The sequence below is a fragment of the uncultured Holdemanella sp. genome (genome assembly GCF_934772795.1).
GTDB lineage: Bacteria > Bacillota_I > Bacilli_A > Erysipelotrichales > Erysipelotrichaceae > Holdemanella.
Map to the genome: position 1 here is coordinate 1 of NZ_CAKVMR010000120.1, position 1,884 is coordinate 1,884.

Sequence of the window (1,884 nt, forward strand, 5' to 3'; positions counted from 1 at the left end):
TCTTTATCCATAGTTTCTGCTTTAACATTTGTCTGATTTCCTGCACAAAAAATGAGGGCTGTTGCTATAAATGTGAAAAATCTGTTCATATTAAAAACTGGCGCAAAGATATGCACATTCTTCTAAAGAGCTTATACCTGGTTTTCGGAAGACATTACCGATATTTCGTTTCGCCACCTGAAAGGTTACTTTCCCACGCACTATCTTCACATCCTTGATAATCAAGCGCATTGCACTTTAATCGGTACGGACGAAATTTCAACATTTAGCCAAACATCCTCGGAATGTTCAATTCCTTGATAATCAGCTGTTGCACATATCCTGTCGTACCACGCTTCTTCTTTGTGCTATTTTGCGGTGGCTCTGATGCGGCAAAGATAGTTATAATCAGTGAGAAACGAGTAGAAAATGGCAGATAAATAATTCATCCATTAAATTCAATATTATTTTCTTTCAACCATTCCTTAAATTCATTTTCTTGTTTAATATATTCTTCATTAAAAGTTTTTTCAATATATTTTAATGCTTTTATTTCCGTATTATTTAAAGGTTCGTTAGATTCAATATAGGAATGGTTTTCTTTTATCTTGATTCTTGAAATAAACGAATCATGTTTGAATGGGATGTTATAATTAGTGCTTTCGCTGTTGCAAAAGAAATCATTATAGTATGACTCGCCAATAACTATATCCGAATGTTTGGCTTTTACATCTGAAGTATAATTAAAGCAACCTTCTATATAGACCTGTGGAATTTTTGTAGAGACCATTATGATAACTACAGCTAATCTATCTGTGTATGAGAGCAAATGTATTTGCTGTGTTATATCCTTGAATTTATTTCTATCAATGATTTGATAATGAATGATATCATAAACTGACTCATTTTGTTTTTCGTGAGCCAAAATACTCTCTTTGTAGTCTTGATATAAATTCGTTTGTTTGTATAATTCAATTTCCTTATAGCCGATGTATTCAGCAACAAACTCTTCAGAATATGGTTGTGTTATAAAGTCAGCAGAACGCATCATCAACTCTTCATCCATTAATATAATGGGTAATGGATCGATAGCCAAACGATACATAGCAACAGCACCTATTGCAGCTTTAACAGTTTCTTCGAAGTCTGAAATTATTTTTGAATATATTTTATTTTCACGATGATCTGACCAAGAATAACTTTGTGTAGTGTAAAATGAAGAAAATCCTTGTTTATGTACATACTTATTTGTCTTCTTTTGGATTGTGCGTAAGTTTTTAAAGAATGTTGGCAATTTAGTTCTTATATCTTTAAATACCGGCTCATTGTTTTTTAGGAAACAGACCATCTTACCAGATTCAAAACCAGGTTCTAAAGCCTTCCACTTTTCTAACTTCTCCGGATTGGCTGTTAAATACAGTGTTCCTATTGAAATCTCGATTGATTGGCGCAATGAGTAAAATGCTGCATCAAAAAAACCTTCTTGAAAAAGGTATATAGAATTGGCTATCATTTGAGACGCTTCATCAAAGAACCTATTAGCTCCAAAGGCATCGATTAATCCTGTCTCAGCCCATGTAATATTGTCTATGTCCCAAATGTATTTAGTTGCATTGGGCAATGCAAACTTCCGAACTTTCCAACGTCCTGTTTCAAAGGCTTCTTGTAATTCATCGGATATATTCTGTTCCATACTATACAAAATTTATATTGTGACATTCAGTGATAACTACTTTTTTACAAAGATACTTATAATCATTTAGAAACGAATAGATTTAAATAAAAATGTATATTGTATGGGTAAATTTCTGTAAAAATAAGCATTTATGTAATGTTCAAAAAATAACTTCCGCAGAAAAACTGCGATCAAGAGCATTTGATGAGATAGTTCCATTTAGGAAGTTC

At 32.4% G+C, this 1,884-nt stretch carries 1 protein-coding gene; it reads right to left on the minus strand.

All coding sequences use genetic code 11. The features are described from left to right. Window positions 1-424: 424 nt before the first annotated feature. Complete coding sequence (locus tag Q0F04_RS11775; protein ID WP_295753520.1) at window positions 425-1,672, minus strand: hypothetical protein; 1,248 nt, start codon at window positions 1,670-1,672, stop codon at window positions 425-427. Between the last annotated feature and the right edge of the window lie 212 nt (window positions 1,673-1,884).

What these genes read in the sequence shown, in the direction of transcription:
- Q0F04_RS11775 (WP_295753520.1), bottom strand. Translation starts at nt 1,672, where the DNA reads ATGGAACAGAATATATCCGATGAATTACAAGAAGCCTTTGAAACAGGA.